Here is a 25,997-nt window from a genome sequence, read left to right on the forward strand (position 1 = left end):
CTGAAATGCAACTGCTCGCCGTCGGTCTCAACCATACCACCGCCCCAGTGTCGCTCCGCGAACAGCTGGCGTTTGCGCCTGAGCACTTGGGTTCGGCGGTGATGGCGGCGCGCACCTGGTTCCAGCGCATCGACTTGCGCGACAACGACGAAGCGGCCATCCTGTCGACGTGCAACCGCACCGAGCTGTATGCGGCCAGCCACGTGCCCAATCCGCTCGACGCGGGCGCGCATTTCCTGGCCGATTATCACAAGCTCAACTACAGCGAGCTGCGCCCCCACTTGTATATGCTGCCGCAGCACGATGCCGTGCGCCATACCTTCCGCGTCGCCTCCGGGCTCGATTCGATGGTGCTGGGCGAAACGCAGATCCTGGGGCAGATCAAGGACGCCATCCGCACGGCCGACGAGGCGGGCGGCCTGGGCACGTATCTGCACCAGTTGTTCCAGCGCAGCTTTTCCGTGGCCAAGGAAGTGCGCAGCAGCACGGAAATCGGCGCCCACAGCGTGTCCATGGCGGCGGCCGCCGTGCGCCTGTCGCAGCGCATCTTCGACAAGATCGCCGAACAGAACGTGCTGTTCATCGGCGCCGGCGAAATGATCGAACTGTGCGCCACGCACTTTGCGGCGCAAAACCCGAAAAGCATCACCATTGCCAACCGCACCATGGAACGGGGCGAGGAACTGGCGCACCGCTTCAACGGCAAGGCCATCCGCCTGGCGGACTTGCCGGAGCAGCTGCACCAGTTCGACATCGTCATCTCGTGCACGGCGTCATCGTTGCCGCTGCTGGGCCTGGGCCTCGTCGAGCGCGCCATCAAGGCACGCCGCCACAAGCCCATGTTCATGGTCGACCTGGCCGTGCCGCGCGATATCGAAGCGGAAGTGGGCCGTTTGAACGACGTCTTCCTGTACACGGTCGACGACCTGGGCAAAGTTGTGCAGACGGGCCTGGAAAGCCGGCAAGCGGCCGTGGCGCAAGCCGAAGCCATCATCGAGACGCGCGTGCAATCGTTCATGAGCTGGGTCGACGACCGTGCCATGGTGCCCGTCATCCAGCATTTGCATGAAAACAGCGAATCGTTGCGCCTGATGGAAGTGGAACGGGCGCGCAAGATGCTGGCCAAGGGCGCCGACATCGACGCCGTCCTGGAAGCGCTGTCGAAAGGCTTGACGGCCAAGTTCCTGCACGGCCCGCAGCAGGCGCTGCACCACGCGCAAGGCGACGAGCGCAAGCAGCTAGTCACCCTGCTGCCGAAACTGTTCCGCCCCCGCCGTTAGCGCAGCCCCGCTGGCCGCCCGCGCGCGACCACCCTTGCCCGCCTGCCGGGCTTGCATCATCCCACCACTCTTTTACCGCGAATCGCTATGAAACCATCCATGCTGGCCAAACTCGATCAACTGGCGAATCGCCTGGTCGAACTCGACGAACTGCTGATGCATCCGGACGCCACGTCGAACATGGACAGCTACCGCAAGATGACGCGCGAACACGCCGAACTGGGCCCGCTCGTGGCCCTGTACCGTTCCTACCAGGAAGCGGGCAACGATATTACGACAGCGCAAGAGATGCTGGGCGACCCGGACATGAAGGAATTCGCCCAGGAAGAAATCGAGACGGCGAAAACCACCATGACGCGCCTGGAACGCGAATTGCAGACCATGCTGCTGCCGAAGGACGTCAACGACGAGCGCAACATCTTCCTGGAAATTCGCGCCGGCACGGGCGGCGATGAATCGGCCTTGTTCGCGGGCGACCTGCTGCGCATGTACACGCGCTTTGCCGAGCGCAACCGCTGGCAGGTGGAACTCGTGTCCTCGTCCGACTCCGACCTGGGCGGCTACCGCGAAGTGATCGTGCGCGTGGTGGGCAATGGCGCGTATTCAAAGCTGAAATTCGAGTCGGGCGGCCACCGCGTACAGCGCGTGCCGGCCACGGAAACGCAGGGCCGCATTCACACGTCCGCCTGCACGGTGGCCGTGATGCCGGAAGCCGATGAAGTCGAGGACGTCAACATCAACCCGGCCGACCTGCGCATCGACACCTACCGCGCTTCGGGCGCCGGTGGACAGCACATCAACAAGACGGATTCCGCCGTGCGCATCACCCACTTGCCAACCGGCATCGTGGTCGAGTGCCAGGATGACCGCAGCCAGCACAAGAACAAGGCGCAAGCGATGAAAGTGCTGGCCGCGCGCATCAAGGACGTGCAGCTGCGCGAACAGCAGTCGAAGGAAGCGGCCACCCGCAAGAGCCTGATCGGTTCGGGCGACCGCAGCGAGCGCATCCGCACTTACAATTTCCCGCAGGGCCGCCTAACGGATCACCGCATCAACCTGACCTTGTACAAGCTCGACTTCATCATGGACGGGGATTTGACGGAGTTGACGAATGCCTTGGCGGCGGAGCATCAGGCTGAGCTTTTGGCGGCGCTGGGCGACTAAAGGCTGGCGCCGTTGTGTCGGCTTACGCTGCGCTAAGCCGACAGCTTTAAGTAGCGGCTAAGCAATAAAAATCGGTCCTTGTGCGAAAATGACCAGCTCGATTCCATCCACCTCACCGTGTCGCCCATGAAAAATTCACGCACCGTCCTCCTGTTGACCGCCGCCCTGTGTTTCCTGATGCTGGGCGTGGCCATGTATTTGCAGCACGCCATGAACATGGCGCCGTGCCCGCTGTGCGTGATCCAGCGCTACCTGTTCCTCGCCATCGGCATCGCCTGCCTGGCTGGCGCGGTGGCAAACAAACCGAAAATCGGCGCGGGCGTCGGCTTGCTGGCGGCCCTGGGCGGCCTGGGCGTGGGCGCCAAGCATTTGTACGTGCTGGCCAACCCCGGCTTCTCGTGCGGCATCGACCCGGTGGAAACGGCGCTGAACAAGGTCTTCACGGCAGAACTCATGCCCTTCATGTTTGAATCGTACGGCGCCTGCGAAAACGCCGGCGAGCCGTTTTTCGGCCTGTCGATCCCGCAATGGGCATTCGCCTGGTTCGCCATCTTCGCCATCGCCATGCTGTGGACCTTGCTGCGCCGTCAGAAATAATTGAAAGCACCATGTCAGAAACCTTGATTCCCGCCGGCAGCACTGTCGGCGCCCTGCAAATCCGTCCACTGCTCGATCCGCTCGATAACCGCATTTTGCTCGGCCACGCGCTGGGCCTGTCGCGCGTGAGTCTGATCACGCAATCGGAGCGCGTGCTCACTGCAGACGAAGCCGAACGCCTGTCCAGCTTGCTGGCGCGCCGCCTGCAGGGCGAGCCGATCGCCTATATCGTCGGCCAGCGCGAATTTTTCGGCCTGCCGTTCGAAGTGAACGACGCCGTGCTGATCCCCCGCCCCGACACGGAAGTGCTGGTGGAACTGGCGCTCGAGCGATTGCCGCCCGGCGGACGGGTGCTTGACATGGGTACGGGCAGTGGCGCCATCGCCGTCGCGCTGGCGCACACGCGCCCCGACGCCGTCGTCACGGCCCTGGACGTGAGCAGCGCTGCGCTGGCCGTGGCGCGCCGCAACGCCAGCGCCAACGGCGTGAACATCACCTTCATGGCCAGCGACTGGTTCGAAGCGCTGGGCACGGAAAAATTCGACCTGATCGTTTCGAATCCCCCCTACATCGCCAGCGGCGACCGCCACCTGGCCGAAGGCGATTTGCGCTTCGAGCCGGCGGACGCGCTGACCGACCATGCCGATGGCCTGTCGGACCTGCGCACCATCGTCTGCGGCGCCGCGCGCCACCTGGCGACGGGCGCCTGGCTGCTGATGGAGCACGGCTACGACCAGGCGGCATCCGTGCGCGGCTTGCTGGCCGACGCCGGCTACAATAAAGTGCAAAGCTGGCGCGACCTGGCCGGCATCGAACGAGTCAGCGGCGCCCGCCTGGGCTGACCGCCGCCACCTGCGCAAAGCTTGACCCGGCAGCGCGCCAGATCCCCCGCAGTTTGTTAAAATATCAAGCGAATTCCTGACCGAAGCGCCGTCCCCGTTCCCCGGGGCGGACGCTGGCGACGCGGCGTTTTTTGGGCCGGCGCCGACGCATTTGCCAAAATTCGGTTAATCTCAGCACAAATTATTTACATGCTGCACACGAAAGGAAGCTCAAATTGCCCAACCTGTTGACTCGCCGCCTGGCATTGCTGACCGAAGATGCCAACCGCGCGCTGCTGGGCGGCTTGCGCGGCATCGAGCGTGAAACCCTGCGCGTCGACCACGCCGGCCATCTGGCTTCCACGCCCCATCCCGCCGCCCTGGGCTCGGCGCTGACGCACCCTGAAATCACCACCGACTACGCCGAAGCGCTGCTTGAATTCATCACGCCGGCCGAATCCGACATCGCCATCACGCTCGACAAGCTCGACACCGTGCACCGCCACGCCTACAGCCGCCTCGGCGACGAGTTGCTGTGGAGCCAGTCGATGCCATGCCAGCTGCCGCCCGAAGCGGAGATCGAGATCGCCAACTACGGCACGTCGAACATGGGCATGCTCAAGCACGTCTACCGGCGCGGCCTGGCCTTGCGCTACGGCAAAGCCATGCAATGCATCGCCGGCATCCATTACAACTATTCGCTCGACGAACAGTTGTGGCAAGTGCTGGCCAGCAATCCGGACACCAGCGCCAGCGCCACGCAGGCAGCAGCCACGCCGAAAGACGTGCAGTCGGAAAGCTATCTGGCGACGATCCGCAACTTCCGCCGCTACAGCTGGCTCCTGATGTACCTGTTCGGCGCTTCGCCGGCCCTGTCCGCCGGCTTCCTGCGCGGCCGCGCGCACAAGCTCGACACATTGTCCGACGACACCCTGTTCCTGCCGTACGCCACCAGCCTGCGCATGAGCGACCTCGGCTACCAGAACGACGCCCAGTCGGGCCTGCGCCCGCACGAAAACAGCCTAGAAGACTACGTCAACGCGCTCACGCACGCCGTCAACGACCCGTATCCGCCGTATGCGGCGCTGGGTACAAAGAAGGATGGCGAGTGGATACAACTGTCCACCAACGTGTTGCAGATCGAAAATGAATACTATTCGACCATCCGCCCGAAGCGCGTGATCCGCACGGGCGAGCGTCCGATACAAGCCCTGTGCCTGCGCGGCGTGCAATACATCGAAGTGCGCTGCATGGATGTCGACCCCTTCGAACCGGTCGGCATCAGCCTGGAAACGGGGCGCTTCCTCGACGCGTTTTTGCTGTTCTGCGCGCTCGACGACAGCGGCCCCATCTCGGCCGAGCAAAGCGCCTGCTACACGAACAATTTCGCGCGCACCGTCAAGGAAGGCCGCAAGCCGGGCCTGACCCTGCGCCGCGATGGCGAGGACATCGGCTTGCAGGCCTGGGGCGAGGAACTGCTGGCGCGCATCGCGCCCGTGGCAGCGCTGCTCGACGCGCGCCATGGCGGCACGCAGCACGCGGACAGCCTGGCGGCGCAAGCCGTCAAACTGGCCGACCCGGACGCGACGCCATCGGCCAAGGTCCTGGCCGAGCTGCGCGCCAACGGCGGCTCGTTTGCCGCCTTCGGCCTGCAGCAAAGCGAACGCCATGCGGCGTTTTTCCGCGCGCATCCGCCCACACCCGAGCAAAGCGCATATTTCGACGCGATGGCCGCCAGCTCGCTGGCCGAGCAGCGCGCCATGGAAGCGGCGCCAGCCGGCAGCTTCGACGATTTCGTCGCCGCCTACCGCGCCAGCACCCTGTGCTCGCACACCTGATCCTGCCCGACTTTTTGCCTGGCGCCCCATGCTGACCTTCTACAATGAATTGCACGGCCAGCACCGGGGCCGCTTCGAGATGTTTCGCGGCACCATGGTGCCCTGCTTCGAGACGCCCGAACGGGCCGACATGGTGGTGGCCGAGCTGGGCCGGCGCAACCTGGGCCGCATCGTCACGCCGCACGGCGTGCCGCTGACGTCGCTCGAGCGCATCCACACGCCGCGCTACCTGCATTTTTTGCGTCACGCCTGGCACGAATGGCTGGCCCTCGATCCGGACAACGCGGGCAAGGACGCGCTGCCGTCCGTGTGGCCCGTGCGCACCTTGCGCAGCGATATCGAGCCGGACGACTTCACGGCCAAACTGGGCCTGTACTCGATGGACAACGGCACGCCGCTGACGGCCGGCACGTGGACGGCGGCCAAGACGGGCGCCGACTGCGCCGTCAACGCGGCCCACGCGCTGCGCCTGGGCGAGCGGGCCACGTTCGCCCTCACGCGCCCACCGGGCCACCACGCGGGCAGCGATTTCTTTGGCGGCTACTGTTTCCTGAACAACGCGGCCCTGGCCGCGCAGCATCTGCTCGACGACGGCGCCCGCAAGGTCGCCATCCTCGATATCGATTACCACCACGGTAACGGCACGCAAAGCATCTTTTATCAGCGCGACGACGTGCTGTTCACCTCCATCCACGCCGATCCGCGCAGCGAATATCCGTTTTACCTGGGCCATGCGGATGAAACCGGCAGCGGCGCGGGACTCGGCTACAACGTCAACCTGCCGCTGCCGGCCGGCAGCACCACGGCCAGCTGGTTCGCCGCCCTGGAAACGGCCTGCCTGCGCATCAATATGTATGCGCCCGACGCGCTGGTGGTGTCGCTGGGCGTGGACACCTTCGCCGGCGACCCGCTGTCGCACTTCACCCTGCAAAGCGGCGACTACCTGCGCGTGGGCGAACGCCTGGCCCACCTGAACCTGCCCACCGCCTTCATCCTCGAAGGCGGTTATGCGGTGAAGGAAATCGGCATCAATGTCGTCAATGTGCTGGAAGGTTTCGAGACGGCCGATTAAGCCGCCCTACATATTGCGGAACAAGGCCATGAACGGCTGGCTCACGGCCAGGGTTTCCGGCCGCGTCTTCAGGCGCAAGACACCGCGTCCCACCTCATCGCGCGTGACGGACGCCACCATCTTCATGTTGACGATGGTGGAGCGGTGGATCTGCTTGAAGATGGCCGGGTCGAGCACGTCGAGCAGTTCGCGGATCGGCTTGCGCAGCAGCGCCTCGCCATCCGCCGTCATGACGGCCGTGTACTTGGTGTCGGACTGAAAATAAGCGATGTCTTCCACCATGATCAGCCGCGTATCCTTGCCGCTGCTGGCCGTCAGCCACACCAGCGGCGGCGACTTGGCGGCCGCCGGCAAGGCGCTGCTCAATTGCTGCAGCAGGCCGGCCAGCGCGCCGTCACCCGCCCGGGCCTTGCCGGCCCGCGCCCGCACACGCTGCAGGGTCGCTTGCAGGCGCTCGCGGGCGATCGGTTTCAACAGATAATCGACGGCGCCCTTGTCGAAGGCGTCGATCGCGTACTGGTCGTAGGCCGTGACAAACACCACCTGCGTGGCGGGACTCGCTTCAAGCGCGCCGGCCGCCACTTCCAGCCCCGTCAAGCCCGGCATGCGGATGTCGAGAAAGGCGACGTCGGGCTTGTGCGTGGCGATGGCCTCGAGCGCCGTGCCGCCATCGTCGCAGGCGGCGACGATGCGCAGTGCCGGCCACTCTTCGGCCAGCAGGGCCACGAGCGCGTCGCGCAGCAGGGTTTCATCTTCGGCGATGACGCAAGTCATCTCAGGCTGATGCATACGACACTCCTTGCGCCGTGCTGTCGGGCACCGTGATGGTGGCCGTCACGCCATCGGGAAAATTGGCGACGATGGCAAACGCTGCGGCACTGCCGTAGGTCAGGCGCAGGCGTTCGCGCACATTGCGCAGGCCGATGCCCGTGCCGGCGCCATCGTCGCTGAAGCCCTTGCCGTCGTCGGCCACCGTGACGATCACCGTGCCATTACCGCTGCGCGCCATGATCCAGATGGTGCCGCCGCCGCTTTTCGGCTCCAGGCCATGCTTGATGGCGTTTTCCACCAGGGTTTGCAGCATCATCGGCGGCAGTTCCACCTGGCGCAGGTATTGCGGCACTTCGATCTGCAGGTTCAAACGCCCGCCCATGCGGATTTTCAAAATATCGAGGTAGGCGCGCGCCCGTTCCAGCTCCGTGCCCAGGGTGGACATGGCTTGCTCCGTGCGCGGCAGCGAGTGGCGCAGGTACAGGATCAGGTTGCCCAGCATTTCATCGGCGCGCACGGGGTCGCTGCGCGTGAGCAGCTGCGCGCTGGCCAGGGTGTTGTACAGGAAGTGCGGCTCGACCTGCGCATGCAGCAGGCTCAGTTTGGCCACCGTGAGTTCCTTTTCCGTCACCGTCTGGCGCGCCTCGGCCTGCTCGCCACGGCGGCGCTGCGCCACCCGGCGCGTGAGCGCCCGCGTCACCGCTTCCGCGTTTTCCAGGTTGCTGCCATGGTCGACGAGGAACCAGTCGGTCCAGGCATTGCGCGCCGGTTCGCAGATCAGGGTCACGCTGCCCGCCTCGCCATTCGGCGTGACGGTGGCGAGGATCTGGTTCGGCCGCGGCTCGAGGAAACCCAGCACGCGCATGCGCGGCAAGCCCGTGTGCGTGTAGGGCGCCGCGCGGCGCACTCTAGCCTGCACCTGCAGGCTGTCGCGCGCGCTTTCCACCACTTCGCTGCCCGGCAATTCGCGGATGGCCGCGTCGATCATGTCGAACGCCTCGCCCGCCTCGAACGGAATCTCGATCTGGCGCCGCTGACGGCTCGACAGGGTGCCGGCATTGACGGCGCCGGCGATCAGGCGCACGCGCCGCACGTGCGAAAACGCATTCGTGATCACGGCGCAGGCCAGCAGCGCGCCGACGATGACAAAGAAGCCTTCCGTATTCCCGAAAATATAGCGCAGGAAATTCTCGACCAGGATCGCCGTGGCGATGATGTAGGTAAGCATCGTGGCCAGGGTGATGCGCAGGATAAAGAAGAGGCTAGTCATGATTTTTCCTTGGTATTGAAGTGGGCCAAGCATAACCATCGGCGCACGCGGCGGTGGCCATTATGCGATGGAAGGGCAATACTGGCGACAAAGGCATCAAAATAAAGCATCAATATGCGTCTCCTCAAAATAAAATCGCTTGCAATTAAATAGCGCACGATATATATTAAGCACATGGACGCCGGCAAGTGCTTCTGCAGACGGAGATCCTGAGGCAACAGCCCCTGAAACAAGTAGCACACTATTTAGTAGCCACCTATTTATCTACCTAAAGGAAACCACCATGTCGATCAAACAAGTCCTGTACCGCGCTGTAGCCACCGCCACCGGAGGCCGTGAAGGCCGTGCCGTGTCGTCCGACAATGTGCTCGACGTCAAGCTGACCACGCCAAAAGAACTGGGCGGCAATGGCGCCGTCGGCACCAATCCGGAACAACTGTTCGCCGCCGGCTACTCGGCCTGCTTCATCGGCGCCATGAAATTCGTTGGCGGCCGCGACAAGATCGCCCTGCCAGCAGACCTGTCCATCGAAGGCAACGTCGGCATCGGCGCCATCGAAACGGGCTTCGGCATCGAAGTGGAACTGAAAATCTCGCTGCCAGGCATGGAACGCGCCGCCGCCGAAGCGCTGGTCGCCGCCGCCCACATCGTCTGCCCGTACTCGAACGCCACGCGCGGCAACATCGACGTCACCCTGACGATCGTCTAATCCCCGCTGCACGCACTGTACATCCCCGGCCGCGCCATTGGGCGTCGCCGGGGATTTTTGCTTTAGCGCAGCGCCTGCAGCAGCTTGTCCGCCAGGGCCGGCGCCGAGGCGGGATTCTGTCCCGTGATCAGTTCACGGTCGACCACCACGTTGCTGGTCCATGGCGCCTGGTTCTGCACATAGCGCGCGCCGGCCGCCTGCAAGCCCGACTGCGGATAGAACTTCATCGTCCCGCCCTTCAGCGCGCCTTGCGCCGCCAGCTCTTCCTGATTGCTGATGACCGTCATGCGGTAGCCGCTGTAGATCCAGTCCGCCGGGGTGGATGGCGTGCGGCCCGCTTCCAGCGCGGCCGCAAACGCTGCCGCCTGCGGCAAGGCCGAAAGCAGGGCGATGGGGCCATGACACAGCAGCGCCGTCGGCTTGCCATCCGCGTGGAACTGGCGCAGCAAGGCGCCCAGGCTGGCGTCCTTCAACAGATCCTGCATCGGCGCGTGGCCGCCCGGCACCAGCACGGCCGCGTAGTGTCCGTAACCGATCTGTTCCACGCGCTTCAGGCTGATCACGGGCGAGCGGCCCGGCACCGTCAGCGCCAGCTGGTCCAGCAGCGCCTTGTGCGCCGCGTGCGCGGCCGCGTCGCCGCCAAAGTAATCGACCGTATCCGAACTGGCGTCCAGGGTGGGCGCCTGGCCATGCGGCGTAGCGAACGTCACCGTGTGGCCCGCGTCGAGCAACTTTTTCACGGGCTGCATCAATTCATTCAGATAAAAGCCCGTCGGGAAGACCTTGCCGTCGCGCAGCTCGAGGTGATTGGCGTCCGACAGCACGACGAGGACGTCTGCCGCCTGGGCGGTGGAAAAGGCGGCGAGCAACAGGCTGCTGATCAGTAATTTTTTCATGGTGTGGCCTTTCTGTAGAGAGGTCACCAGCATATTCCGAATCAAAATGGGGAGAAATGATGAATAATGCACAGCACTGATGCGTAATCAGACTGAATAAGGCAAGACATGGATAAATTGCAGGCAATGCAGTTGTTTCGCCGCGTGGCAGAGCTGGGCAGCTTTCGCCGCGCGGCCGACGAACTGGACTTGTCGGCCTCGTATGTGAGCCGACGCATCGGCCAGCTGGAGCAGGAACTGGGCGGGCGCCTGATGACGCGCACCACGCGCCAGCTGGCCCTGACGGAAACGGGCGCCGCCTACCTCGAGCACTGCCGCAAGCTGCTCGACGAGCTGGCGCAGGCGGAAGACATGGTGGCCCATTCGACGGCGCACGTGACGGGCCGCCTGCGCATCAACGCCCCGCTGACCTTGGGCGTGGGCGAGCTGGCCGAAGGCCTGGCCGATTTCATGGCCGACTGGCCAGCGCTGCGCCTGGACGTCGACCTGAAGGATGAATACGTGGACCTGGCGGCGGCCAACTACGATCTCGGTTTTCGCGTCACCACCGCGCTCAACGATTCGAGCTACGTGGCGCGCCACATCCACGACTACCGCCTGCACATCTGCTGCGCGCCCGCCTACCTGGAACGTCACGGCCCCCTGCGCGAACCCACGGATCTGACGCGCCAGCGCTGCTTCATCTACAGCCACGCCCTGTTCGGCAGCCGCTGGCCGCTGCGCCATGCGGGACCGCACAGCGACATCGAAGTGCCGAACTGGGTCCGCACGAACAACACCCTGTTCATGCGCAGCCTGATCCTGCGCGGCCTGGGCATCGGCATCCTGCCCACCTTTGTCTGCCGCGAGGAACTGGCCAGCGGCGCGCTGGTCGAGCTGTTTCCGGATATCGAGCGCCCCAGCCTGGCGCTGTTTGCCATCTATCCGTCGCGCCAGCTGGTGGCGCCCCGCGTGACGCGCTGCATCGAGCACCTGAAGCAGTGGTATGCGCAGCGCTATCCCACGCCGGTGGCGTGAAGCCGGTAAAATCACGCCACTCTCAATCAAGGATGACCCATGATCAGCTGGCAATGGAACACGTTCGACGAACTCGGCCCCCACGATTTGTACCAGGTGCTGGCCTTGCGCCAGCGCGTGTTCGTCATCGAACAGCAGTGCATTTATCCGGACCTGGACGGCCATGACCAGCAAGCCATGCATTTGCTGGGCTGGCAAACGGTCGATGGCCAGCGCCGGCTGGGCGCCTACCTGCGCGTGCTGGCACCGGGCGCCAAGTATGTGGAGATGTCGCTGGGCCGTGTGCTGACGGCGCCCGAGGCGCGCACCACGGGCGCCGGCAAACAGCTATTAACGGAAGGCATCGCCCGCGCCGAACGCCAGCACCCTGGCCACGCCATCCGCATCGGCGCGCAGCAGTACCTGGAGCGTTTCTATCAATCCTTCGGTTTTGTCACCGTCAGCGCGCCGTACGATGAAGATGGGATACAGCACGTCGACATGCTGCGCGCGGTGGCGCCAGAAACAGCGGCATGACGACGGCCCTGATTTCCTGGAGCGGCGGCAAGGATTCCTGCCTGGCCCTGTGGCGCGCGCGCAACGCCGGCATGGCCGTTCCCCTGTTGATCACGGCCATGGATGAAGATGGCCGCAAGTCGCGCTCGCACGGCGTGCCGCCCGAGCTGCTCGCCGCGCAGGCGGCCAACCTGGGCGCGCGCCTGCAGCGCTATCACGCCAGCTGGGCCAGCTATGAAGAGCAATTCATCGCCATGCTGCGCGCGGCCAAGGCCGAGGGCATCGAGCATGCGCTGTTTGGCGACATCGACTTGCAGCCGCACCGCGACTGGGAGGAAAAAGTCTGCGCCGCGGCCGGCCTGACGGCCCACCTGCCCCTGTGGGGCGGGGACCGCCGCGCGCTGGTCGACGAATTTCTCGCCGCCGGTTTCAAAGCCATCGTCGTGTGCATCAATGGCCAGCACTTGCCGCGCGCATTTTGCGGTCGCGAGTTCGATGCGGCCTTCCTGGCCGACCTGCCACCCGACGTCGACGCCTGCGGTGAAAACGGCGAATTCCACACCTTCGTCTACGACGGCCCCGCCTTCAGCGCACCGGTGGCGCTGCGTCGCACGCAAGTGCTGCAATACGACGCGCCTGCCAACTTGGGCGGCGCCACGTATTACTTCCAGGAACTGGCCCCGCCCGAGGCGTAAAGGGGCCGCCAAAGCAAAAAGGGCGATTCCGAGGAATCGCCCTTTTATTTGCTGCCCTGCGCGTGCTTACTTCTTCGTCACGCTCACCAGCTTGATCTCGAACAGCAAGCCGGCGTAGCCAGGAATCTTCGGCGCGCTGCCCGCCTTGCCATAGCCGAGGTCATACGGGATGGCCAGGGTGCGCGTGCCGCCGACCTTCATGCCGACCAGGCCGCGGTCCCAGCCCAGAATGACACGGCCGATACCCAGAGCGAAGGTAAAACCGGCGCCATCCGGGCTCGCATCGAATTGCGTGCCTTTGTTGCCCGGCTTGCTCGCGTCATACAGCCAGCCCGTATAGGTCACCAGCAGGGTGTCGCCCGCCGCCGCCGCCGTGCCGGTGCCGACCACCGTATCGGTAATGGTCAGTTCTTTCACTTGCGTATTCGGGTCGAGCACGACCGGCTTCTCGGTGTTGGCAGCAGCACCGCAAGCGGTCAGGGCCACGGCGCAAGCGAGGGTGGCGATCATTTGAAATACCGATTTCATGGTTTCCCTTTAAATATTGGTGTGTGGCTCAGCCCGTACGGTGCGGACCGGTGCGAGCAGCAGTTTAACAGGAGTCGCGCAGCCAATTTGTAAGCAGACGTAAGCACGACGCTAAATTGCGCATCGATACAACATTGCCAAAATGGCCATCTCATCTAGATTTCCACCTGCGTGCCCAGTTCGATCACCCGGTTGCTCGGGATCTGATAGTAGTCGGCCGCCGTGCGCGCATTGCGCGACATGGTGACGAACAGGTGCTCGCGCCACGGCATCATGCCGGCGCCCGGCGTCGAGATGATGGTCTGGCGCGCAATGAAGAACGACGTTTCCATCATCTCGAAATCCAGTCCCTGCTGCGCGCACTGCGCCAGCGCGGCAGGAATGTCCGGTTCATCCTTGAAGCCGTAATGCACATTGACCTGGTAGCACTGGTGGCCCAGATCCACCACGCGCACGCGCTCCGATGGCGCCACCCACGGCTCTTCATGCATGAAGACGGTGAGGAAAATGACGCGCTCATGCAACACCTTGTTGTGCAGCAAGTTATGCAGCAGCGCATGCGGCACGCCATCCGTTTCGCCGCGCAGGAAGATGGCCGTGCCCGGCACGCGCAGCGGCGGCGCGATGAACAGCGACGAGAGGAAATCGTCGAGCGGAATCGCGTGCTTTTCCAGGTTCTGGAACACCAGCTGGCGGCCCCGTTTCCAGGTCAGCATGACGATGAACAAAATCGAGCCCAGCAGCAGCGGGAACCAGCCGCCATGGAACAGTTTCAGGGCAGTGGCCGACACCAGGTTGACGTCGATGATCAGGAAAAAGCCCGTGGCGGCCCAGCACAGGGCCAGGTTCATCTTCCAGCGGTAGCGGATGACGAAGAAGGTCAGGATCGTGGTCGACAGCATGGTGGCCGTCACGGCGATACCGTAGGCGGCGGCCAGGTTTTCCGAGGAACCGAAGCCGATGACGGCCAGCAGCACCACGGCCAGTTGCAGCCAGTTCACGGCGGGAATGTAGATTTGCCCGATTTCGCTTTCCGACGTGTGGCGCACGCGCATGCGCGGCAAGAAGCCCAGCGCGATCGCTTGCTTGGTCATCGAGAAGGTGCCGGAAATGGTCGCCTGCGAGGCGATCACGGTGGCCATGGTCGACAGGATCACCAGCGGGTACACGCTCCACGCGCCCAGCTGCTGGTAAAACGGATTCGTGACGGCTTCCGGATGGGCCAGCAGCAGGCCACCCTGGCCCAGGTAGTTCAGCGCCAGCGCGGGAAAGGCGATCAGGAACCAGGCCAGGCGGATCGGCTTCTTGCCGAAGTGGCCCATGTCGGCGTACAGCGCCTCGGCGCCCGTCAGCGCCAGCACCACGGCGCCCAAGGCAACGAAAGCAACGAAGCCGTTATTCATCAGGAAGGTCGCCGCGTGCAGCGGATTGAGCGCGGCCAGGATGGCTGGCGACTTGATGATGTTGACCACGCCCATGCCAGCCAGCGCGGCAAACCACAGCACCATGATGGGGGCAAAATAACGGCCGATGCCGGCCGTGCCGTGCGACTGTACCGAATACAGCGCAACCAGCACCACCATCGTCAGCGGCACCACATACGGACTGAAGGCGGGCGTGGCCACTTCCAGGCCCTCAATCGCCGACAGCACCGAAATGGCCGGCGTAATCACGCTGTCGCCATAGAACAGGGTGGCGCCGAAGACGCCGATCACCATCAGGGGGAAATGCCAGCGCGACAGGCGGCTGACGGATGACAGCACCAGCGCCATCAGGGCCATGATGCCGCCCTCGCCGCGGTTATCGGCGCGCAGCACCAGGGTCACGTACTTGAGCGAGACGATCAGAGTCAGGCCCCAGAAAATCAGCGAGACAATACCCAGCAGGTTCTCGGGCGACAGCATCAGGCCGTGGGCCGGGTCGAAGACGGTCTTCAAGGTGTACAGCGGACTGGTGCCGATATCGCCGTAAACGATGCCGACGGCCGCCAAGGTCATGCCGGCCAGGCCGCTTTTTTTATGTTCCGACGTCAAGATTGCACCCGTTTTTGTTTTGTTGCATCGCACAATATGATAGGTATTAGCAAATAGCAAGAGTATTTTTGCATGGTTCCGGGCTACCCCAAAGTCGTGATTTTGTGCCGCTCCGCCTTGCTGCGCGGGCTTGCGGCCATTGATTTCTTGCCATTCTACGCCTCGTCAGCGGCGCCGGGCAGCCCCCGATGTTTTCAGACATAATGACAGACTGTCTACTCTCCTGCGAAGCCCATCATGAATCCAGGCATGTTGTACGCCTCCCTCGCCTTCCTGTGCTGGGGCCTGTTCCCCCTGTACTTTCACGCCATCGGCGAGATCGCGCCGCAGGAAATCCTGGCGCACCGTATGGTCTGGTCGCTATTGTTCCTCGGCATCGTGCTGACCGTGCGCCGGCAGTGGAGCTGGCTGGGCAGCCTGAAAGCGCAGCCCAGGGTCGTGGCCAGCTTTGTTGCCAGTGCGTTTTTGCTCTCAGCCAACTGGTTCATCTATATCTGGGCCGTCAACAACGGCCACGTGGTCGACGCCAGCCTCGGCTACTTCATTACGCCCCTGATCAATGTCATGCTGGGTTTCCTGCTGCTGCACGAGCGCCTGCGCCGCCTACAGTGGCTGGCCATCGGCCTGGCCGCCTGCGGCGTGGCCTGGCTCACTTGGCAGGCGGGGCAAGTGCCGTGGATCGCCCTGCTGCTGGCGGCCTCGTTCGGCGGCTATGGCTTGCTGCGCAAGACGGCCGCGCTGGGCGCGCTGGAAGGCTTGTCGTTTGAAACATTGATTCTGTTCCCCCTGGCGCTGGCCTACATGCTGTGGCTGGCCTGGCATGGCCAGAGCGGCTTCGTCAATACAGATTCCACCGCCACACGCGCGCTGCTGCTGGTTTCCGGCCCTATCACGGCCATTCCTCTGCTGTTGTTTGCCGCCGGCGCGCGCCGCCTGCCGCTGGCCGTGTTGGGGCTATTGCAATACATCGCCCCCACGGGCCAGCTCTTGATCGGCGTATGGGTCTTCCATGAATCGTTCACGCCCGAGCGCATGCTGGGCTTCCTCGTCATCTGGACGGCGCTGGGCCTGTATGCGGCCGAAGGCCTGTGGAGCGGCCGCCGCGCGCGCAGCGCCGTCTAGTCTTGCCCTGGCGTCCGTTTCCGCAGCGCGCAGCGCTGGCCGGAAGCGGGCGTTTACCGTATCCTGTCCGTCTTTGTATATCACCCGAGATTTCTAATGGCAAATTACGTCTACACCATGAATCGCGTGGGCAAAATCGTCCCGCCCAAGCGCCAGATTCTGAAAGATATTTCCCTCTCCTTCTTCCCAGGCGCGAAGATCGGCGTGCTGGGCCTGAACGGCTCCGGCAAATCGACCCTGCTGAAAATCATGGCAGGCATCGACACCGACATCCAGGGCGAAGCCGTGCCGATGCCGGGCCTGAACATCGGCTACCTGCCGCAGGAACCGCAGCTGGACCCGGCAAAAACCGTGCGCCAGGAAGTGGAATCGGGCCTGGGCGAAGTATTTGAAGCGCAAGCCAAGCTGGAAGCCGTGTACGCCGCGTATGCCGAGGAAGACGCCGATTTCGACGCCCTGGCCACGGAACAGGCACGCCTAGAAGCGATCATCTCCACTTCCGACGGCGGCAATTTGAATCTGCAGCTGGAAATGGCCGCCGACGCGCTGCGCCTGCCGCCATGGGACGCCACCATCGGCGTGCTGTCCGGCGGTGAAAAGCGCCGCGTGGCGCTGTGCAAGCTGCTGCTGTCGAAACCGGACATGCTGCTGCTCGACGAGCCGACCAACCATCTGGATGCGGAATCGGTCGACTGGCTGGAACAATTCCTGCTGCGCTTCCCCGGCACCGTGGTGGCCATCACCCATGACCGCTACTTCCTCGACAACGCGGCGGAGTGGATCCTGGAACTGGACCGCGGCCACGGCATCCCATGGAAGGGTAACTACTCGACCTGGCTGGACCAGAAGCAAGCCCGCCTGAAGCAGGAAGAGGCGACGGAATCGGCCCGCCAGAAGGCGCTGCAGAAGGAATTGGAATGGTCGCGCCAGAACCCGAAAGCGCGCCAGGCCAAGTCGAAAGCCCGCCTGGCCCGCTTCAACGAGCTGTCCGAACACGAATACCAGAAGCGCAACGAAACGCAGGAGATCTTCATTCCCGTGGCCGAACGCCTGGGCAATGAAGTCATCGAGTTCAAGAACGTGTCGAAAGCGTTCGGCGACCGTTTGCTGATCGACAACCTGAGCTTCACCGTGCCGCCAGGCGCCATCGTCGGCATCATCGGCCCCAACGGCGCCGGTAAGTCGACCCTGTTCAAGATGATCACCGGCAAGGAAACGCCGGACAGCGGCGAAGTGGCCATCGGCCAGACGGCGCGCGTGTCCATCGTCGACCAGAACCGCGATAGTCTCGCTGACAACAAGTCCGTGTTCGAAGACGTGTCCGGCGGCGCCGACATGCTGACGGTGGGCCGCTTTGAAATGCCGTCGCGCGCCTACCTGGGCCGCTTCAACTTCAAGGGCTCGGACCAGCAAAAGCAAGTGGGCAACCTGTCCGGCGGTGAACGCGGCCGTCTGCACTTGGCGAAAACCCTATTAATGGGCGGCAACGTCCTGCTGCTCGATGAACCGTCAAACGATCTGGACGTGGAAACCTTGCGCGCGCTGGAAGACGCCCTGCTGGAATTTGCCGGCAGCGTCATGGTCATTTCCCATGATCGCTGGTTCCTCGACCGTATCGCCACGCACATCCTGGCATTCGAAGGCAACTCGCAAGTCACCTTCTTTGACGGCAACTATCAGGAATACGAAGCCGACAAGAAGAAACGCCTGGGCGAAGAAGGCGCGAAACCGAAACGTATTCGCTACAAGCCATTGACCACGTAACTTCAGTCCGGCAATGCAAAAAGGCAGTTACCTCGCGGTAACTGCCTTTTTTTTCAGCAAACTTCCAAGTGATTAAAAGTTGTAGCGTGCGCCTAAAGCGAGGCCGGTAGCCTTGCGGCCCTGGTCGGCGCTCTTGCCGAAGTGTTCCACTTCCGCCGTCAACGAGACTTTCTCGTTGATCGCGTACTGGGCGCCGACGGAAGCGTACACGCCCGTCTTGTCGTTGCCGCTGATGCCGGTCGACAGGCCCGTGCCGCTCACGCTGTTCTTGACCTTGGCCACGCCCAGCTTGCCGAACACGCCGACCTTGTCGGTCACGGGCATGGTGGCCTTGCCGGCCAGGTAGTAGCCGTGCGAATCGCTTTTCACGGAACCGTTGCCGGCGCCCGTGACATAGCTGTAATCCTTGCTGCCGAAATCGGCATAGCCACCCTCGACCGCCCAGGTCTTATCGAAATCGTAACCGGCGAAGATCTTGGCGCCGGCCTTGTAGCCGCTGTGATTATCGGCGCTAGTGGCGCCAGGAATATCGAAGTTATAGCGGTTGCCCGTGACACCGGCACCCACATAGGCGCCCTCGGCGTGTGCGGCGCTCATGCCGGTCAGTGCGGTAACGGAAGCGATCATTGCAAACAGGATTTTCTTCTTCATCATGTTCTCTCTCTCAATTAGTGAATGTTGCCTGGATTCGCAGTTCAGCGAAGTGCGATGAGGACACCATAACAGCTGAAAAAAGCTACGTCTTTCTCCATTCCGTAAGAACTGTGACAAGATGTAAGCCAACATTCCAAACTGACAATAACCGTAAAATGCGCACCGTTGAGCGAACTTAAGATAGACTTAAGAACATTATCGATTTTCAGTCAAAGGAGAAGTGCATGCATAAACGCCAGTTTCTCGCCGCCGCCATGGCTGGCGCGGCCCTGCCCGCCATCGCCCGCGCGGCGCCGGCCGGCCTGCGCAGTCCGGCCTTGCTGACCATCACGGGCAGCATCGACAAGCCGAACCGGGGTCCGTTCGACGCCGTGCGCGACCAGATGATGCACAAGCAAAAGATCAGTTTTGAGCGGGCGCGGGCATTCGACTTTGCGGCGCTGGCGAACTTGCCGGCGCGCACCATCCACCCCACCCTGGAATACGACGGCAAGGCGCATGCCTTGCGCGGGCCGTTGCTGGTCGATGTCTTGAAGGCGGCGGGCGCGCCCGAGGAAGGTGATATTCGCCTGCTGCTGCGCGCCGTGGATGGCTATGCGGCGGCACTGACCATGGCGCAGGTGCGCGCACAGCGTTTTATTGTCGCCACCCACCTGGACGGGCAGGCGATGGCGCTGGGCGGGCTGGGGCCGCTATGGGCGATCCACGATGCGGACCGCATCGCGGCCGTGGCGGCACTGCCCCTGGCGGAACGGTTCGCCAGCTGCCCGTGGGCGCTGTATCACATTGGCGTGGAGACGGGTTGAACTATCTACAACGCCAAGCAAAACCGTAGCGAGCGGAAGAGAGTTGCGGTCAAGAAGCGCAACTGTACGAAGGTACAGTGAGCATCGCAGACTGCAAATCACGACGCGCAGTAGGTTTTGATAGGCGTTTATGCGTAAGCTTCCGCCATCGACATGACGCGTGGGGCGATAGTGATGCCATGCTCCTCGAACAGCGCCGTGATGGCTGCCAGGTTGTGCGTGCACTCCTCGGTTTTCCAGCCCTTGAAGATATCCGTGCCATCCTTCTGGAAATGCAGGTCCAGCACTTTGCCCCCATCCTTGTGCAGGTAGGGCGAGCTATAGGTGTTCTCGAAGCCCAGCGCCTTCAATTGCCCCAGCAAGGCTGATGGTGGATGGTCGGGATCGGTGGCGAGAAAAATGCCGAAGGTCTTGCCAGGCGGCTTGGCGGCGATGTCGACCTCGTAGATGCCGGGGGCCTTGCTGACGGACGTACTCTTTAAAAATAACATGCAACACTCCCTGCGCGTAATGTCCCGCGCCTGAAACGGGCGGCAAGACAGGGGCGGTGCGCAATGATTCCCCTCGTCAAATCTTATTGCTAATTGGCATCTTTGTCGACAAATCGGCACTTTTATTTGGTAAGTCGTGGTTATCTTGTCGCGTTCGCCAGCGTAAATTATCAATAAAGCCAGTTATCATTGCGCCAATACCCGCCCTGCTGCATACTTTTGGCTTGCGTCACGATAGCCTTCCCGCCGGCCACTCCCCGTCTCCATGCGTCTTCTGTCGATCAAATACCGCCTGCTCATCCTCCTGACCCTGATCCTGGGGGCGGGTTTCATGGCCACCAGCCTGGCCAGCTACCTGGCTTCGCGCCAGGCCATCGAACACGGCATCGCCGACCAGACCTTGCCGCTGACGGGCGACAATATTTATTCGGAAATCCAGAAGGACATGCTGCGCCCCGTCTTCATTTCCTCGCTGATGGCGCACGACACCTTTGTGCGCGACTGGATACTGGCCGGCGAAAACAAGCCGGAACAGATCGTGCGCTACCTGGCCGAGGTCAAGAAGAAGTACGGCGCCATCACCAGCTTTCTCGTCTCCGACAAGAGCAGCAAATATTATTACGCGGAAGGCACCTTGAAATCCGTCAGCCCGCAGGCCACACGCGACGTCTGGTACTACCGCGTGCGCGCCATGGACAAGAGCGACTATGAAACGAATGTCGACATCGACATGGCCAACCGCGACAGCATGACCATCTTCATCAACCACCGCGTGGTTGACTACGACGGCCAGTTCATCGGCGCCACCGGCATCGGCCTGACCCTGGACACCATGAGCCACATCATCGACCGCTACCAGGCGCGCTTTCACCGCAACATTTATTTTGTCGATGCCGCCGGCACCCTGGTGTTGGCCGGCAAGACCATGCGCAACGGACGCGGCAACATCCGCAGCCTGCCTGGCGTGAGCGCCATTGCCGGGCAGATCATCAACCACCGCAGCGAACCGACGCATCTGTCGTACCAGCTGGGCCGCGCGGAAATTCTCGTCAACTCGCGTTTCATTCCCGAACTGGGCTGGTACCTGGTGGTCGAGCAGAATGTCAGCGACGAAGTCCAGTCGCTGCAGCGCGTGTTCATCTTCAACCTGGCCATCAGCTTTGGCGTCACCCTGCTGGTACTGGTGCTGACCTTGCTGACGGTAAACCGCTACCAGCGCCGCATCGAGCGCATCGCCTCGACGGATGCGCTGACCGGTCTATTGAACCGCCAATCGCTGGAATTGCTGTTCCAGCGCGCCATGCTCTTGTCCAGGCGCAACGAGCAACCGATGTCCGCCATCCTCTTCGACATCGATTTCTTCAAGCGCGTCAACGACACCCACGGCCACCTGTGGGGCGACAAGGTCATCCGTGGCGTGGCCGACGTGGCGCGCGCCACCGTGCGCGAAAGCGACGTCATCACACGCTGGGGCGGCGAGGAATACCTGGTACTGCTGAATAATTGCAGCCTGGCGCAAGCGGCGGAAGTGGCGGAAAACCTGCGCGCCGCCATCGAAGGCCACGATTTCGGCCTGCCCGTGCCGCAACTACCCGTGACGATCAGCCTGGGCGTGGCCGAGTACCGGCCGGAGGAGAGCGAATCGGCCTTCTTTTCACGCGCCGACAGCGCCCTGTACCAGGCCAAGCATCACGGCCGCAACGGCGTGCACGCGGCCTGAGTCATCCGCCGCGCTTGCGCCTGGCCAGATCCTGCGTGGGCGCCACCAGTGCACGGTACAACTCGCCCGTGGCGGCATCCCAGCTTTGCACGGCCATCTGCTGGCGTTGCACGGTGGCCGAATCACCGCGGGCGATGGGACCGGACAGCGCGGGCGCGGCGCCCAGGCGGAATACATTGGCCACCGCTTCCGTCACCAGCGGCTGCGCCAGTTCGCGCGCCACCGGTTCGGGAATGCCGGCCGCCTGGTAAGCGCGCAAGGCGGCGTCGAGCACTGTCACCAGGTAATTGCTGGCGAAGACGGCGGCGGCGTGATACAGGGTCTTGGCGGCCGGATCGATGGGCACGGGGCGCGCGCCGATGGCATTCAGGGCCGGCGTGAGGAAGGCCAGCGCCAGCGGATCGCCTTCGACGCCGCAAAACGTGCCGTCGAAGGTGGCGGCCACCTGTGCCGGGTCGGCAAAGCTGCGGATCGGGTGGGCGCTGGCGACAAACGCGCCCGCCTGCGTGGCCGCCAGCAGCACGTTCGAGGCCAGCGCGCCGCTGCAGTGAAACACGATGGCGCCCGCCTGGCGTCCCTCGGCCACCAGCGCCGCGCAGGCCGGGCCGATCTGGTCGTCCGAGACGGCCAGCATGGTGACGTCGGCGTGGCGCAAGGCCGCATAATTGTCGACAGGCGTGCCGGCGCCGATGAAAGCGACGGCCGCCTGCGCCGAGGCCATCGAGCGCGTCAGCACGTCCTGCAGCGCGATCCCGTCCACGCCGGCGAAAAGCCGGCCCAGCACCTTGCCCACGTGGCCGGCGCCGATAATATTCAAAGTCACATTCATGCGATTGTCTAGAAACTCGATCCTGGCTGGCGCAGGAATTCCACCTCTTGCGGCGTGGACGCGCGGCCCAGGATGGCGTTGCGGTGCGGGAAGCGGCCAAAGCGGGCGATTACTTCCTGGTGACGCTCGGCATAGTCGAGCATGCCGTCAAAGCCGGGTTGCGCCTGCGACAGCAGCTGGAACAGCTCGACGGCGCGCGCCTGCATGGCCAGGTCTTCCGCGTGTTCGAACGGCAGGTAGGCAAAAGCGCGCAGCATCGGCGGCAGTTGGCGGTCCTGCCCCGCTTGCGTCAAGGCGATGGCCAGCGCCAGCGCCCTGGTGTCGCCGGCAAAGGCGCGCGGCGTGCCGCGGTACACATTGCGCGTGAACTGGTCGAGCACGATGAGGCGCGCAAGCGCGCCGTGCGGCGTCGCATCCCACTCGCGCAAGCCGCCATCGATGGCGGCATCGATCAGCGCGCCGAAACGCGCAAGTATCTGCGCGTCGAAAGCGTCATCCTTGCGGAACCATTCCGCGCGCGACTGGCCATGGCCAGGCTGATCCGGCGGCAGGAACCAGAAATCGAGTACCTCTTGGGCCTGTGTATCCATGTCCATCCTCTCGGCATCCGTATTAATTGCGGGCATGCGACAGCTGGAAGCCCGCGATGCCTTCGAAGGCGGCCAGTTCGGCCGACATGGCCGACAGGCTGGCGCCCGTGTTCTTGCCATGCGCGATGGCGACAAAGCGCCATTCCTGCATGCCTTCGTTGCTGCCAATGGTCAGCGAGCCGCCGGCGATGTCGTAACCGCGCTTGGCGGCCATGCGCCGCAGCGCATCTTCGCGGGGAATAAACCCCTGGCGGAAGCGCATGGTGATGGCCACCGCGTGGCGCGACGGCAGCCAGTTCTCCAATTTTGACAGAAAAATCATCGCCATCGCGCACAGGAAGGCCAGGCCCATGGCCGACAGATAAAAGCCGATGCCGACCATGATGCCGATCACGGACGAGGCCCAGATCGAGGCGGCCGTCGTCAGGCCGCTGATATTGAAACCCTCGCGCATGATGACGCCGGCACCGAGAAAACCCACGCCCGTGACGATGCCCTGGATCACGCGCGTGGGGTCGCTGCCGACGATGGCGCCATGGCCGCCATACCAGAACTCGGGATAGCCGCCCAGCACCGTCAGCGCGGCCGAGGCCATGCAGACCAGGCTGTAGGTGCGCATGCCTGCCGCGCGCCCGTGATACGAGCGTTCATAGCCCACCAGCAAGCCCAGCAGCAGCGCGCCCAGCAAGTTCAGCAGGATCACGCCATTCGTCGCCAGCTCGGCCGGCGACCAGTAGGCGCGCAGGAAGTCGATGGTCGGCATTTAATCCTGGGGCTTTTTCGTCAGCTGCTTTTCAAACGCCACATCGAGCTTGCTGACGCGGCGCGCCTTTTGCGGTCCCAGGCCATTGACGAAGGCGACAAAGGCATCGAGTTCCAGCGGCGGGCACAGAGGCGGCAAGCCGGGGCCTTCGGTGAGGAAAAACAGTTCATCGCCCGTGCGCGCCATCGTGTAGAGGCGGTTGCCGGTGCGTTCCTTGAGCCGCTCGATGGCGGACGTGGCGCGGGTCGAGCGCATCAGATGGCTCCCGTGCGCTGTTCCAGCCACGCCAGCGCATCGCCGGACAACAGCGGCGCCAGGCGCGCGCGCACGGAGGCGTGATAGTCGTTGAGCCAGGCGGCCTCGTCGTCGCGCAACAGCGAGCGTTCCACGCAGCGCGTATCGATCGGGCACAGGGTCAATGTTTCGAAGCGCAGGAATTCGCCGAACTGCGTCGTCCCTGCGGGTACGTTGAGCACCAGATTCTCGATGCGGATGCCCCACTGTCCCGGCCGGTAGATGCCCGGCTCGATGGAAGTGATCATGCCCGGTTCCATGGCCGTCTGCGGCTCCGGCATGGCGGACTGGGAAATCGATTGGGGACCTTCATGCACATTGAGGAAAAAGCCCACGCCGTGGCCCGTGCCGTGGCCAAAGTCGACGCCCTCGGCCCACAGGGGTGCGCGGGCAATCGCGTCGAGCATGGGCGACTTCACGCCGCGCAGGAACTGCGCGCGCGACAGGGCGATCATGCTGCGCAAGACCAGGGTGAAATCGCGCTTGTGCTCGGCCGTGATCGTGCCGACGGGGACGACGCGCGTGATGTCCGTCGTGCCGCCCCAATACTGACCGCCCGAGTCGATCAGCAGCAAGCCGTCGCCTTCGATGGTCGCCGCCGAATCCGCATGCGCGTGGTAATGCATGATGGCGCCATGCGCATTGAAGCCGGCGATGGTGCCGAAACTGGGGCTGACAAAGTGCGCGCGGCGGGCGCGGGCGGCCGCCAGGTGCTCGTCGACGCCGATTTCCGTCAACGGCGCGCGCTGCGGGTCGGCCAGGGTGGCGTCCAGCCAGCTGAAAAATTCGCATAGGGCGGCGCCGTCCTGCTCCATGGCGGCGCGCACGTGGGCCGCCTCGCTATCGGTCTTGCGCGACTTGGCCAGGGTGGTCGGATTGATAGCTTCGACCACCCGTACGCCCTCGGCCACGGCCTGGCGCGTGCCAAACGTGATGCGGCGCGGGTCCAGCAGCAAGGTGGCGCCGGTAGGCAAGGAGGCCAGCGCAGCCGCCGCGCGGTCATACGCGGCCACGTCCACGCCCTCGCTTTCCAGGGTGGCGCGCAGGGCGGAGGCTACTTTGCCGTCGGCGACGAACAGGGTGGCGCGCTCCGGTCCCACCAGCGCATGCGCGAGGAAAACGGGGTTGTAATTGACGTCGGCGCCGCGCAGGTTGAACAGATACGCGATATCGTCGAGCGTGGAAATCACGTGGTGGCTGGCGCCGTGCGCGGCCATGCCGGCGCGCAGGGCGGCCAGTTTTTGCGTGCGCGACAGCGACGGATACGCGGCCGCATGTTCAAACACGGGCGCGACCGGCATGGCCGGGCGATCCGGCCACACGGCTTGCAGCACGTCGGTGTCCGTGCGCAGGGTCACTTGCCCGCCCAGCGCCTGCTGCAGCAATCGCGCATTGGCCAGCCCCAGCACGGTGCCGTCGACGGCCACCGTCTGCCCCGGCTGCATGGTCTCGCCCAGCCAGTCGATATACAGCACGCTGGCGCCGGACGGGATTTTCTTCAGGACGATGCCGCTGCCGGCCAGCTCGTCTTCCGCCTGCTCCCAGTAGCGGCCATCGGTCCACACACCGGCGACATCCTGCGTCACGACCAGGGTGCCGACGGAACCCGTAAAGCCCGACAGCCACTCGCGGCCCTGCCAGCGCGCCGGCAGGTACTCGGACAAATGCGGGTCGGCCGATGGCACGATCAACGCATCGATGTGCTGCGCGCGCATGGCGGCGCGCAGTTGCGACAAACGGGAGGCGGGAGTGGATTGGTCTGGTGTCTGCATGGGAGC

26 protein-coding genes are annotated in these 25,997 nt (G+C 63.8%); 14 read left to right on the plus strand and 12 right to left on the minus strand.

What is annotated here, in order from left to right:
* Positions 1-5 precede the first annotated feature (5 nt).
* The 6 genes from hemA to GYK42_RS01590 all read left to right on the plus strand — a co-directional run bounded on the left by hemA (position 6) and on the right by GYK42_RS01590 (position 6,772).
* Entirely contained in the window at positions 6-1,280 is a 1,275-nt protein-coding gene (gene hemA, locus GYK42_RS01565) for a glutamyl-tRNA reductase (protein WP_046681909.1), read from the plus strand.
* Positions 1,281-1,367: 87 nt separating this feature from the next.
* Positions 1,368-2,444 (plus strand): peptide chain release factor 1, encoded by a 1,077-nt coding sequence (prfA, locus tag GYK42_RS01570; protein WP_166446056.1) that lies wholly within the window; start codon positions 1,368-1,370, stop codon positions 2,442-2,444.
* 126 nt (positions 2,445-2,570) lie between these two features.
* Entirely contained in the window at positions 2,571-3,041 is a 471-nt protein-coding gene (locus GYK42_RS01575) for a disulfide bond formation protein B (RefSeq protein WP_166446057.1), read from the plus strand.
* Between the two features lie 11 nt (positions 3,042-3,052).
* Positions 3,053-3,883 carry a peptide chain release factor N(5)-glutamine methyltransferase gene (prmC, locus tag GYK42_RS01580; RefSeq protein ID WP_166446058.1) on the plus strand — a complete coding sequence of 277 codons (831 nt, stop codon included), beginning with the start codon at positions 3,053-3,055 and terminating at the stop codon, positions 3,881-3,883.
* 215 nt (positions 3,884-4,098) lie between these two features.
* Positions 4,099-5,700, plus strand: coding sequence for a glutamate--cysteine ligase (gene gshA, locus GYK42_RS01585; RefSeq protein ID WP_166446059.1), 1,602 nt, complete (start codon positions 4,099-4,101; stop codon positions 5,698-5,700).
* A gap of 28 nt (positions 5,701-5,728) precedes the next feature.
* A complete protein-coding gene (locus GYK42_RS01590) occupies positions 5,729-6,772 on the plus strand; it encodes a histone deacetylase family protein (protein ID WP_166446060.1) in 1,044 nt (347 codons plus the stop codon).
* Positions 6,773-6,778: 6 nt separating this feature from the next.
* On the opposite strand, the gene GYK42_RS01595 is transcribed toward GYK42_RS01590, so the two are convergent.
* Both GYK42_RS01595 and GYK42_RS01600 read right to left on the minus strand, forming a co-directional pair.
* Positions 6,779-7,561, minus strand: a complete 783-nt coding sequence (locus tag GYK42_RS01595) for a LytR/AlgR family response regulator transcription factor (protein WP_205711240.1) — start codon at positions 7,559-7,561, stop codon at positions 6,779-6,781.
* Positions 7,548-8,813, minus strand: a complete 1,266-nt coding sequence (locus tag GYK42_RS01600; protein ID WP_166446061.1) for a histidine kinase — start codon at positions 8,811-8,813, stop codon at positions 7,548-7,550. Before GYK42_RS01600 ends, GYK42_RS01595 begins: the two co-directional genes overlap by 14 nt.
* A 283-nt stretch (positions 8,814-9,096) precedes the next feature.
* On the opposite strand from GYK42_RS01600, the gene GYK42_RS01605 reads away from it, so the two are divergent.
* Positions 9,097-9,522 (plus strand): organic hydroperoxide resistance protein, encoded by a 426-nt coding sequence (locus GYK42_RS01605; protein ID WP_166446062.1) that lies wholly within the window; start codon positions 9,097-9,099, stop codon positions 9,520-9,522.
* 62 nt (positions 9,523-9,584) lie between these two features.
* Here the strand turns inward: GYK42_RS01605 and GYK42_RS01610 are convergent, their stop codons facing one another.
* The gene (locus GYK42_RS01610) at positions 9,585-10,418 is read right to left on the minus strand and encodes a type 1 glutamine amidotransferase domain-containing protein (RefSeq protein WP_166446063.1); all 834 of its coding nucleotides are present in this window, start codon (positions 10,416-10,418) and stop codon (positions 9,585-9,587) included.
* 108 nt (positions 10,419-10,526) lie between these two features.
* On the opposite strand from GYK42_RS01610, the gene GYK42_RS01615 reads away from it, so the two are divergent.
* From GYK42_RS01615 to GYK42_RS01625, 3 genes are read left to right on the plus strand one after another with little or no spacing between them, the layout of a single operon-like run.
* Positions 10,527-11,435: a LysR family transcriptional regulator gene (locus GYK42_RS01615; protein ID WP_166446064.1), complete on the plus strand. Its 909-nt coding sequence runs from the start codon at positions 10,527-10,529 to the stop codon at positions 11,433-11,435.
* A 39-nt stretch (positions 11,436-11,474) separates the two neighbouring features.
* Positions 11,475-11,951 carry a GNAT family N-acetyltransferase gene (locus tag GYK42_RS01620; protein ID WP_166446065.1) on the plus strand — a complete coding sequence of 159 codons (477 nt, stop codon included), beginning with the start codon at positions 11,475-11,477 and terminating at the stop codon, positions 11,949-11,951.
* Entirely contained in the window at positions 11,948-12,625 is a 678-nt protein-coding gene (locus GYK42_RS01625) for a diphthine--ammonia ligase (protein WP_166446066.1), read from the plus strand. Before GYK42_RS01620 ends, GYK42_RS01625 begins: the two co-directional genes overlap by 4 nt.
* A 66-nt stretch (positions 12,626-12,691) precedes the next feature.
* Here GYK42_RS01625 and GYK42_RS01630 read toward each other — a convergent pair whose 3' ends face one another.
* Positions 12,692-13,153, minus strand: a complete 462-nt coding sequence (locus tag GYK42_RS01630) for an FKBP-type peptidyl-prolyl cis-trans isomerase (RefSeq protein WP_138828949.1) — start codon at positions 13,151-13,153, stop codon at positions 12,692-12,694.
* Between the two features lie 155 nt (positions 13,154-13,308).
* Positions 13,309-15,186 (minus strand): potassium transporter Kup, encoded by a 1,878-nt coding sequence (locus GYK42_RS01635; RefSeq protein WP_046681898.1) that lies wholly within the window; start codon positions 15,184-15,186, stop codon positions 13,309-13,311.
* A 237-nt stretch (positions 15,187-15,423) separates the two neighbouring features.
* On the opposite strand from GYK42_RS01635, the gene rarD reads away from it, so the two are divergent.
* Positions 15,424-16,308 (plus strand): EamA family transporter RarD, encoded by an 885-nt coding sequence (gene rarD, locus GYK42_RS01640; protein ID WP_166446067.1) that lies wholly within the window; start codon positions 15,424-15,426, stop codon positions 16,306-16,308.
* Positions 16,309-16,404: 96 nt separating this feature from the next.
* Positions 16,405-18,072 carry an energy-dependent translational throttle protein EttA gene (gene ettA / locus GYK42_RS01645; RefSeq protein WP_034752850.1) on the plus strand — a complete coding sequence of 556 codons (1,668 nt, stop codon included), beginning with the start codon at positions 16,405-16,407 and terminating at the stop codon, positions 18,070-18,072.
* 72 nt (positions 18,073-18,144) lie between these two features.
* Here the strand turns inward: ettA and GYK42_RS01650 are convergent, their stop codons facing one another.
* Positions 18,145-18,726 carry a porin family protein gene (locus GYK42_RS01650; RefSeq protein WP_046681896.1) on the minus strand — a complete coding sequence of 194 codons (582 nt, stop codon included), beginning with the start codon at positions 18,724-18,726 and terminating at the stop codon, positions 18,145-18,147.
* A 224-nt stretch (positions 18,727-18,950) separates the two neighbouring features.
* Here GYK42_RS01650 and GYK42_RS01655 point away from each other — a divergent pair, with 224 nt between their 5' ends.
* On the plus strand, positions 18,951-19,532 hold the full coding sequence (locus GYK42_RS01655; RefSeq protein ID WP_166446068.1) for a molybdopterin-dependent oxidoreductase: 582 nt from the start codon (positions 18,951-18,953) through the stop codon (positions 19,530-19,532).
* 128 nt (positions 19,533-19,660) lie between these two features.
* Here the strand turns inward: GYK42_RS01655 and GYK42_RS01660 are convergent, their stop codons facing one another.
* Positions 19,661-20,023 (minus strand): hypothetical protein, encoded by a 363-nt coding sequence (locus GYK42_RS01660; protein WP_058049332.1) that lies wholly within the window; start codon positions 20,021-20,023, stop codon positions 19,661-19,663.
* Positions 20,024-20,288: 265 nt separating this feature from the next.
* Here GYK42_RS01660 and GYK42_RS01665 point away from each other — a divergent pair, with 265 nt between their 5' ends.
* Complete coding sequence (locus GYK42_RS01665) at positions 20,289-21,743, plus strand: sensor domain-containing diguanylate cyclase (RefSeq protein ID WP_166446069.1); 1,455 nt, start codon at positions 20,289-20,291, stop codon at positions 21,741-21,743.
* A gap of 1 nt (position 21,744) precedes the next feature.
* On the opposite strand, the gene GYK42_RS01670 is transcribed toward GYK42_RS01665, so the two are convergent.
* Genes GYK42_RS01670 through GYK42_RS01690 form a run of 5 tightly spaced genes read right to left on the minus strand, consistent with a single transcriptional unit; the run spans position 21,745 to position 25,991 of the window.
* Positions 21,745-22,572: a Rossmann-like and DUF2520 domain-containing protein gene (locus GYK42_RS01670; protein ID WP_166446070.1), complete on the minus strand. Its 828-nt coding sequence runs from the start codon at positions 22,570-22,572 to the stop codon at positions 21,745-21,747.
* 8 nt (positions 22,573-22,580) lie between these two features.
* Positions 22,581-23,168, minus strand: a complete 588-nt coding sequence (locus GYK42_RS01675) for a DUF924 family protein (RefSeq protein ID WP_166446241.1) — start codon at positions 23,166-23,168, stop codon at positions 22,581-22,583.
* 16 nt (positions 23,169-23,184) lie between these two features.
* Positions 23,185-23,925 (minus strand): MgtC/SapB family protein, encoded by a 741-nt coding sequence (locus GYK42_RS01680; protein WP_046681890.1) that lies wholly within the window; start codon positions 23,923-23,925, stop codon positions 23,185-23,187.
* Entirely contained in the window at positions 23,926-24,180 is a 255-nt protein-coding gene (locus tag GYK42_RS01685) for a hypothetical protein (RefSeq protein ID WP_046681889.1), read from the minus strand.
* On the minus strand, positions 24,180-25,991 hold the full coding sequence (locus GYK42_RS01690; RefSeq protein ID WP_166446071.1) for an aminopeptidase P family protein: 1,812 nt from the start codon (positions 25,989-25,991) through the stop codon (positions 24,180-24,182). Before GYK42_RS01690 ends, GYK42_RS01685 begins: the two co-directional genes overlap by 1 nt.
* Between the last annotated feature and the right edge of the window lie 6 nt (positions 25,992-25,997).

Source organism: Janthinobacterium lividum (assembly GCF_011601275.1).
Taxonomy (GTDB): Bacteria; Pseudomonadota; Gammaproteobacteria; order Burkholderiales; family Burkholderiaceae_D; genus Janthinobacterium; species Janthinobacterium lividum_E.